General features: G+C 73.2%; 6 protein-coding genes. 2 read left to right on the forward strand and 4 right to left on the reverse strand.

Annotated features, from left to right (window positions below; genetic code table 11):
* Positions 1-199 precede the first annotated feature (199 nt).
* From ABZW03_RS31165 to ABZW03_RS31180, 4 genes are all read right to left on the reverse strand, one after another.
* Positions 200-2,086: a DUF5107 domain-containing protein gene (locus tag ABZW03_RS31165; protein ID WP_355265659.1), complete on the reverse strand. Its 1,887-nt coding sequence runs from the start codon at positions 2,084-2,086 to the stop codon at positions 200-202.
* Complete coding sequence (locus tag ABZW03_RS31170; RefSeq protein ID WP_355265662.1) at positions 2,083-2,928, reverse strand: carbohydrate ABC transporter permease; 846 nt, start codon at positions 2,926-2,928, stop codon at positions 2,083-2,085. Before ABZW03_RS31170 ends, ABZW03_RS31165 begins: the two co-directional genes overlap by 4 nt.
* Before the next feature lie 102 nt (positions 2,929-3,030).
* Positions 3,031-3,996 carry a sugar ABC transporter permease gene (locus ABZW03_RS31175; protein WP_355265665.1) on the reverse strand — a complete coding sequence of 322 codons (966 nt, stop codon included), beginning with the start codon at positions 3,994-3,996 and terminating at the stop codon, positions 3,031-3,033.
* 2 nt (positions 3,997-3,998) lie between these two features.
* Positions 3,999-5,297: an ABC transporter substrate-binding protein gene (locus ABZW03_RS31180; RefSeq protein WP_355265668.1), complete on the reverse strand. Its 1,299-nt coding sequence runs from the start codon at positions 5,295-5,297 to the stop codon at positions 3,999-4,001.
* Between the two features lie 282 nt (positions 5,298-5,579).
* On the opposite strand from ABZW03_RS31180, the gene ABZW03_RS31185 reads away from it, so the two are divergent.
* Complete coding sequence (locus ABZW03_RS31185) at positions 5,580-6,584, forward strand: LacI family DNA-binding transcriptional regulator (RefSeq protein ID WP_355265671.1); 1,005 nt, start codon at positions 5,580-5,582, stop codon at positions 6,582-6,584.
* Positions 6,585-6,907: 323 nt separating this feature from the next.
* Positions 6,908-9,055: a TIM-barrel domain-containing protein gene (locus tag ABZW03_RS31190; protein WP_355265673.1), complete on the forward strand. Its 2,148-nt coding sequence runs from the start codon at positions 6,908-6,910 to the stop codon at positions 9,053-9,055.
* Positions 9,056-9,148 lie beyond the last annotated feature (93 nt).

Genomic DNA, 9,148 nt, shown 5'->3' on the forward strand with positions numbered 1-9,148 from the left:
GGGGCGGGGGCCAGGGTGCCGGCGCCGAGCGCCGCCAGTGCGGCGGCGGCGAGGGCGCGGGCCCATCGGGTGCGTAGCGGGGACACGGGTACTCCTCTTCCGTGGTGGGGCGCGCCGTGGCGCCCCGGTGTGGGGGTGCGGAACGGGAGAGTGGTCGTGGGGTGCGGAACGGGAGGGCCGCGGCGGGGGCGGCGGGCGGTCAGCCGTCCGCCATCCGGAAGTCGTACTGCGGCGGCACCGGTGTGCCGGGGTGGACGGCGAGCCAGAGGGCGTCCAGGGAGAGTTCGCCCTCGCGCATGGTGTCGACCTGGATGCCCTCGGCCAGCAGCCGCCGGACCCGGTCGTCGTCGCCGCGGGCGTGCGCCGCCTCCGCCTCGGCCAGCCGGATCCGGCCGTGCGCCCGGTCGTCCGGGGAGAGCCCCGCGATCAGCGCGAGCGCCTCGGCGGGGCGATCGGCGCGCCGCAGGCCCTCCAGCGTCTCGATCGTCAACTCCCGGAGTTCCGGCCGGAGTCGGTGCGCCGCGAGGAGGAGGTCGGCGGCCTCCCGCCGGTCCGGGAGGAGGAAGGCGAGCGCGCGCAGCGCCCAGGGCGAGGCCTGCGCGGCGACGGAGCGTTCGAACGCCTCGCGGGCGGACTCCCGTTCCCCGGCGGCCAGCCGCAGCAACCCCAGCTGGTACAGCGCGTGCCAGTCCGCGGCGTTCCCCTCCAGCAGCAGCCGCCAGTGCACCCCGGTGACCGGTTCGGCCGGCGGGTCGCAGACCGGGAGCGTGCCGGTCTTCAGGAGCTGCCGCCAGGGTTCCTGGGGGGCCGCCGGCTCGCCGAACGGCAGGACCGGCGAGGCCGGCAGGGCGCCGGCCTCGATCTCCAGCGCGGCCCAGCCGCCGCCCTCGGCGAGCACCTCCTCGGGCGGGCCGAACGAGGCGGCCCGGGCATCGGCCAACTGCAGCTCCAGCGGCGGGACCCACCGGTCCAGCGCGGCGGCCGCGGCCTCCCGGGCTTCCGCCCAACTCCCGTGCACCGCCCGGGGATCGGCCTGCAGCAGCCCGTACGCCTCGGTCCAGGACCAGGTGGCGCCGCCGGGCATCGGCAGGTGCTCCAGCTGGGTCCGGGCCAGGCCGGCCTGGATCTCCAGGTAGGCGGAGTCCGGGCCGGAGAGCCACTCCTGCCAGTGCCTGCCGCCGGTGCCGGTGCCCCAGCAGAACAGCTTGCGGCCGCGCAGCCGGGCGGTGGAGGTCTGGACGAGCCCGCTGCCGGTGGCGTCCAGCGCGGCGATCCAGGGGCGTTCGCCGCCGGGGAGGTCGAGGAAGTAGTCGGCGGCGCGCCGGACCCGGCCGGGGTAGCTGCGGTCGACGCCGTCGACCTCGGGGAAGGGGACGCGCCGCAGGTCGCTGACGTAGTCGCAGTGGAAGGCGTGGTCGGCCGGGCCGAGGACGCGCACCTCCCGGTCCTCGGGCACGGCGATGTTGGACCACCAGTAGACCGGGGTCTCGGTCGGCGCGGGGTTGTGGACGCCGATGCGGACGTACAGCGCGGGCGAGCCGGCGGGCAGCCAGGCGTCCATCCGCAGGACCAGCCGCCGCAGCCGTTCGAAGGCGTACATCCGCAGCACCGGGGTACCGTCGGGCGCGGTCAGCCGGGCGGCGTGCAGCGGCTCGCAGGTCAGCGGCCAGTGCCCGGTGGCACCGAGGTTCCACTCCACCCCGCCGGCCAGCCAGGCGTCGCGCAGGGCGAGGTTGGCGGGCTGCAGGATCCGGTTGCGGTGCAGCAGCTCCCGTCCGGTGGGGCGGTGGACCAGGGACCAGAGCCGCCCGCCGAGCGAGGGCAGGAAGGTCGCGGCGAGGGTCTCGTTCTCCAGGACCACGCACGGGAGTTCGCGCTCGGCCCGGACCCGGTCGTAGCCGCCCTGCCGGGTGTACGGCAGCAGGGTGTCGGGCACCCCGTAGGCCAGGTTGCGGCGCATCTCCTCGTCGACCCCGGCGCCCGCGCCGGTCTGCCGGGGCAGGCCGTGCAGGATCGGCAGGGTGCCGCCGACCGGGTCGGGGGTGCCGTCGATGCGGAGCAGGTCGGTGCGCAGGGTCGAGGTCACTTGCCGATCCCAACTGTCATGCCCTGGATGATCCGCGAGCCCATCCAGGAGAAGAGCGCGATCATCGGGGCGAGGATGATGCAGACCCCGGCGAACATCGTGCCGAAGTCCAGGCCGTTGAACTGCTGGGCCGCGACGAACGAGGAGAGCGCCACCGGGAGGGTGACGGTGTCCTGGCTGTTCGTCAGGACGAGGGCGAACAGGGTCTCGTTCCAGGCGGTGACGAACTGCAGGAGGAAGGCGGTGACCAGCCCGCCCCGGGCGACCGGCAGCACCACCTGGACGAAGGTGCGCAGCGGGCCGGCGCCGTCCAGGACGGCGGCCTCCTCCAGCACGGCGGGGATGCCGCTGAAGAAGCCGGTCAGCAGGAAGACCGTGAAGGGCATCGCCAGGCCGACGTAGACCAGCCCGAGGCCGAGGTCGCTGTCGGTCAGGTCCACCCGGGACAGGCCGACGAACAGCGGCACCACCAGGACCTGGCCGGGCACGCCGAGGCCCATCGCGAAGGCCGTGGTCAGCGCCGAGGAGGTCCGCGAGCGGCGCCGGGCGAGGGCGTAGGCGCAGGGGGCGGCGAGGGCGACGGCGACCACGGAGGAGAGGCCGGCGGTGAGCACGCTGTTCAGGGCCGCCCGGGCGAAGCCGCCCTCGTCGAACGCGGTGGTGTAGTTGTCGGTCCGCGGGCCGGTCGGCAGGCCGAAGGAGTGCTGCAGGATGTCGGGGCCGCTGCGCAGCGAGGTCAGCAGGATCCACAGGACCAGCAGCAGGTCGGCGGCGACCACGAGCCAGACGGCGGCCGTGCCGATCCTGTTCGCGAGTCCGGCGGCTCGGTTTCTGCGTCGCACGGGGTGGGGGCCTTTCCGGTGGCGGTGGGGGGCGGCGGTCCGGGGGGCGCGGTCCGGGGCGGTCCGGGGGTCCGAGGGTCCGGGGGTCCGGGGGCCCGGGGGTCAGTACTCGATCGGCTCGCGGCGCAGCACGCGGCGCAGCACGACGGTGATCAGGGTGACCATGACCAGGCTGACCGTCGCGGCGGCGGTGGCCGTGCCCAGCCGGGGGACGGTGCCCTGCGGGAAGGCCTCGGCGTACACGTACACGGCGGTGTTCCAACTGCTCACCGGCGGATAGGCGTTGGTGCTGCCGCCGTAGAGCAGGATCAGCTCGAAGATCTTCACCGAGCTGACCGTCCAGAGCACCGCGCAGACCGCGATGACGTCCCAGGCGCACGGCAGGGTGATGTGCCGGAAGCGCTGGAAGGGGCCGGCGCCGTCCAGTTCGGCCGCCTCGTAGAGGTAGTCGGGGATCTGGTCGACCGCCGCCATGATGATCGAGGTGTAGTAGCCGGTCGCCGTCCACACCAGGGTGCCCAGGACCATCGGGAGGAGGTTGTCCGTCGACAGCCACTTGGGCGGCGTGGTCACCCCGAGGAACTCCAGCGCCCGGTTGACCGGGCCGGTGGGCGAGAACAGGAAGCCGGCGGCGATGCCGAAGACCATGCCGTTGACCAGCGAGGGGAAGAACAGCACGGACCGGGCGAAGAGCCTGGCCCTCATCTCGCGCAGCACCAGGGTCAGCGCGAAGCTGAGCACGAAGGTGATCGTGCCGCCGACGGCCATCAGTTCCAGCGTGTTGACCAGGGAGGTGCGGAACCGCGGGTCGCGCAGGAGCAGGAGGTAGTTCTGCGGGCCGCGCCAGTCCATCTCGCCCATGCCGTCCCACCTGTACAGGCTGGTCCACAGGGCGTAGCCGACCGGGGCGACGAACAGCACCGCGTAGACGGCCAGCGCGGGCGCGGTGAACGGCCAGAACATCCGGCGGCGCTGGCGCTCCAGCGGGCCGACGCCTGGACGGGCGGTGCCCCGGGGGCGGCTGCGGGCGGCGTCCGCCCCGGGCGGGCGCTCGATCGTCGTCGCCACCGTCAGCCCTGGGTCTGCCAGTAGGTGACCTGGTCGGCCCTGCACTTGGCGACGAACTGGGCGGCCGTGGTCCTGCCGTGCCAGAGGTCCAGGTAGTTCTCGTTCAGGACCTTGGGCAGCCAGCTGCCGCCCACGCCGTCGAAGCTGAGGCGCAGGGTCGGGGCTTCGAGGGTCCGCTGCACGTCGGCCAGGTCCGCGGGGGCCGGGATGTCGGTGCGCGGGGTGAGGTTGAGCGCGGTGGTGGAGATCCCGGCGAGGTGCTTCTTCTGCAGGAAGAAGGCGATGAACTTCTGCGCCGCGGCCGCGTTCCTGGCCCGCTTGGGGACCGCGAAGCCGAACAGGCCGGCGTCCGGGGCCTTCGCGGTGGGCGGCAGCAGCGACGCCGTCTTCCAGCCGGCCGGGACCTGCTTGGCGATCTCGGCGGTGACGTAGTTGCCGTCCATGTAGAAGGCGGCCTTGCCCGCCGTCCAATTGGTCTGCTGCGCCGGGAACTTGGTGGCGTCGTAGCCCGGGATCAGGTGGCCGCCCCTGACCAGCTGCTCCACCTGCTGCGCCGCGGTGAGCACCGCCGGGGCGTCCCAGGCCGCGCCGGACCGGTCGGCGGCGAGCTCGGCGACGTTCACCCCGGCGCCGTTGAGCAGGTAGTCGAAGAACAGCCCGCTGGTCCACGGGTCCTCGCCCTCGGAGGCGATGCACGCCTTGCCGGCCGCCTTCAGCGCGTCGCACACCTTGAGCAGCCCGGCCCAGTCGGTGGGCGGGCTCGGCATGGCGGCGGTGACCGCCGGGTCGGCCGCGTTGTAGAACATCGCGTTGGTGACCACCTCGTACGGGATCACGTAGTGGTTGGAGCCGGACGGGTCCTTCGGCAGCATGTCGAAGTACTTGGCCGGGATGACCTGGGAGACCGGGACGTTCTCCTCCGGTACCGGCAGCTGCAGCACCGGCGAGAGGTCGAGCGCCTGGCCGGCCGCGGCGGTGGTGCCGTAGATCTTGTCGTCGGACTGGTCCCACAGGTCCGGGGCCTGGTTGGCGGCGATCGCCGGGCCGATCTTCTTGGCGATGTCGCGGCCCGCCCAGGTGACGTTCACCTTGGCGCCGGTGGTGGCGGTGAAGTCGTCGATCGCGGCCTTCAGCACCTTGGCCTGCGGCTCGTCGGCGCGCCACATCGACCAGTAGGTGAAGCCGCCGGAGGCCTTCGCGTCGCTCCCCGAGCCGCTGCCGCAGGCGCTCGCCCCGAGCGCGAGTGCGACGGCGGTGGCCGCGCCGACGACGCGGGCGGCGGGCATGGTCGTTCTCCCCATGGTGGTTCCTCTCGGAGGCGCGAGATGCCGCGCGGACGTGTCGTCAGCCGGGGCCCGAGGACGGGGAGCGGCTGGATGGCTGGGACGATACGGTCGGGTTGACCGGTAAATCAATAGTCCTTTCAAAAACCCGTTCCGGTGTGCGGCACGTTCGCGTCTTCTGTGCGACTGATCGTCATGTCACGGGACGGGACCAGGGTTTGGATCGACCTTGACGGTCCCTCGACGGTGCCCTATGTTTCACCGCAAGCAGGTTGACCGGTAAAGCCGAAGGATCCAGTCATGGTGACGATGCAGGACGTGGCCGAGCGCGCCGGGGTCACGAAGCAGACCGTCTCCAACGTCATCCGGGGGCGGGGCGCCGTGAGCCCGGCGACGGCGGCCCGGGTGCGCGCCGCGATCGAGGAGCTGGGGTACACCCCCAACCTGGTCGCGCGCTCCCTCGCCACCGGCGCCACCAGGACGGTGGGCCTGTTCGTCCCCACCGTGACGGGCTCCTTCTACGCCGACATCGTCGAGGAGGTCGAGGACGTCCTCGACGCCAACGGCTACCACCTGCTGCTCTGCACCACCCGGCTGGACGGCGAGCGCGCCAAGCGGCACCTGGCCGGCCTCACCAGCCGCTCGGTGGACGCGCTGCTGATCGCCGGCGACCGGGACCTGATCGACCACCTGCCGCTGCTGGCCGAGGCCGCCTTCCCGGTCGCGCTGTGCGCCTGGGAGACCGACGCCCCCGACCGCTTCCCGGTGGTCACCATCGACTACGAGCGGGCCGGCTACCTAGCCGGGCGCCACCTGCGCGAACTCGGCCACGAGCGCGTCGCCGTGCTCGCCAGCCCCGACCACGCCCCGCGGGTGGCCGGCTTCCGGCGCGCCTTCACCGCCGACGGCCTGACCGTCCCCGAGCGGGCCGTCCACCTGGCGCCCGAGCCCACCCCGGTCGGCGGCTTCGCGGCGGCGACCACGGCGCTGACCGCCGACCCGGGGATCACCGCGCTGTTCGCCACCCACGACGTCCTCGCCCTCGGCGCCCTGGAGGCCGCCCGGGCCGCGGGCCGCCGCGTCCCGCACGACCTGTCGATCGTCGGGCACGACGACAACCCGGAGGTCGGGGTGGCCCGGCCGGCCCTCACCAGCGTGGCCATCCCCAAGCGCGAGATGGCCCGGGAGGCGGTCGAGCTGCTGCTGCGCGCCCTCAGCCGGTCGGGTGCCCCGGCCAACTCGATCCAGCTGCTGCGCCCCGAGCTGGTCGTCCGGGACAGCACCGGGCCGGCCGGCGGTCGCTGACCCGGGCCGCCCAGGACCCGGGCGGCACGGTCTGCGACCACTTCGACCTGACCGTCAACGTGCCGACCGGCTACTGGGACGACAACCCGGAGGGCGGTGTCCCGCTCTCCATCCGCTGGCAGGACCCCACCGAGGCCTTCGACCTCTACGTCTACGACGCCACCGGCAAGCAGGTGGCGAGCAGCGCGGGCACCGCCGACCCGGAGGCCACGGTGATCCCGAAGGCCTCGGGCCGCTACCGCGTCCTCGTCGTCCCCTACGACGCCCACGGCGGCTCCTACACCGGCACCGCCTACCTGCCGCAGACCTCCGACGCGGGCGACCTGACCTCCTTCGGCGGCTTCGAAGGCAGCTACGACATCGCCGCGGGCACCCTGAAGGCCCGGGTCGACTTCCTCGCCGACGACCAACTGCGCCTGCGCGCCGCCCCGGACGGCGTCCTCACCGATCCGGCGGGCAGCACGATCGTCCGCGCGCAGCCCGAGCCGCAGCGCGACACCAGCACCTTCGACGCCGGGGCGTACTACGGCATCCGCGCCAAGGGCCTGGTCCTGCGGGTCTACAAGCACCCGCTGCGCTTCGGCCTGTACAAGGCCGACGACCGCACCGCCCTGTGGCAGGAGGACGCCCCGCTGCGCTGGAGCACCAGCGGACTGCGGCAGAGCCTGGTGCGCGGCGCGGACGAGCAGTTCTTCGGGGGCGGCGAGCAGAACGGCTCCTTCTCGCACCGCGACCGGACGGTCCACGTCGCCAACAGCTTCGACTGGAACGAGGGCGGCTGGAACAACTCCCAGCCGTTCTACGTCTCCACCGCCGGCTACGGCGTCTTCCGCAACACCTTCACGCCCGGGATCTACGACTTCGGCTCGCCCGTCCGCACCGGGCAGCAGGAACGGCGCCTGGACGCCTACTACTTCACCGGCGACGTCAAGGCGGTGATCGGCCGGTACACCGCCCTGGTCGGCAAGCCCTTCATGCCGCCCGTCTACGGCCTGGAGCCCGGCGACTCCGACTGCTACCTGCACAACGCCAACCGCGGCGAGCGCCACACCCAGGACGCGCTGAAGGTCGCCGACGCCTACGTCGCCAACCAGATGCCGCTGGGCTGGATGCTGGTCAACGACGGCTACGGCTGCGGCTACGAGGACCTGGCGCCGACCGGCGCGGGCCTGAGGAAGGACCACGCCCAGCTCGGCCTCTGGACCCAGAACGGCCTGCCGAACCAGGCCGCCGAGGTGAAGGCCGGCGTGCGGGTGCGCAAGCTCGACGTGGCCTGGGTCGGCAACGGCTACGACTTCGCGCTGAACGCCTGCGACCAGGCCAAGGCCGGGATCGAGGACAACAGCGACGCCCGCGGCTTCGTCTGGCTGCCGGTCTCCTGGGCCGGCGCGCAGCGCTGCGGCGTGCTGTGGAGCGGCGACCAGGCACTGTCCTGGGACTACATCCGCTGGCAGATCCCGACCTACGCCGGCGCCACCATGTCCGGCATCGCCTACAACACCGGCGACGTCGGCTCGATCTTCCGCCGCGACCCCACGATGTACGCCCGCGACCTGCAGTGGAAGGCCTTCCTCCCGGCGATCATGACCATGGACGGCTGGGCGAAGGACATGACGGGCAAGGAGCAGCGGGACGAGCAGCCCTGGCTGGACGGCGAGCCGTACACCTCGATCAACCACAAGTACCTGCAGCTGAAGGAGCGGCTGCTGCCGTACATGTACACCCTCTCCGAGGAGGCCACCCGCACCGGCGTCGGCGCCGTCCGCCCGCTCGCCCTGGAGTACCCGCACGACCCGAACACCCTGGGCCCGAACGCGACGTACGAGTTCCTGGCCGGGCCCGACTTCCTGGTCGCGCCGGTCTACTCGGACACCACCGTGCGCGACGGCATCTACCTGCCCGAGGGCACCTGGACCGACTACTGGACCGGCCGCACCTACCAGGGCCCGACCACGGTCGACGGCTACTCCGCCCCGCTCGACACCCTGCCGCTGTTTGTCCGAGGCGGCGCGATCGTGCCGATGTGGCCCAAGGGCACGCTGTCCTGGGAGAACCGGGACCGCTCCGAGCTCGACTACGACCTCTACCCGCAGCCCGGGCGCGACTCCTCCTACACGCTGTACGAGGACGACGGCGTGACGCGGCAGTTCACCACCGGCTCCTCGGCCACCCAGCGGGTCGACGTGCACACCGACCCCGCCGTCACCACCGTCCGGATCGGCGCCAGCGACGGCGACTACGCCGGCAAGCCGGCCGAGCGGTCGTACCGCCTCACCGTGCACGGCCGCCCCGCCCCGCGCCAGGTGGTCGCCGACGGCGGCCCGCTGCCCCGGCTCGACTCGGCCGCCGCGCTCGACGCGGCCGCCTCGGGCTGGTACCACGACGCCGCGACCGGGGTGACGACGGTCCGGACGCCGTCCGTCTCCACCGGCGCCGGCTTCTCGCTCCACCTGCTCCACGGCGGCCGCTGACCGGCAGGTTCCAGCCCGGGCCGTCTTCGCCGCCGAGCCAGACCCGCTGGCCCGCCGTCGAGACCGTGATGCCGAAGGCGTCCTGGGGCGGTT

The sequence above is a fragment of the Kitasatospora sp. NPDC004799 genome (assembly GCF_040609095.1).
Classification (GTDB): Bacteria; Actinomycetota; Actinomycetes; order Streptomycetales; family Streptomycetaceae; genus Kitasatospora.

Coding starts and splice junctions, on each gene's coding strand:
- ABZW03_RS31185 (WP_355265671.1), top strand. CDS start 5,580: ATGGTGACGATGCAGGACGTGGCCGAGCGCGCCGGGGTCACGAAGCAG.
- ABZW03_RS31180 (WP_355265668.1), bottom strand. CDS start 5,297: ATGGGGAGAACGACCATGCCCGCCGCCCGCGTCGTCGGCGCGGCCACC.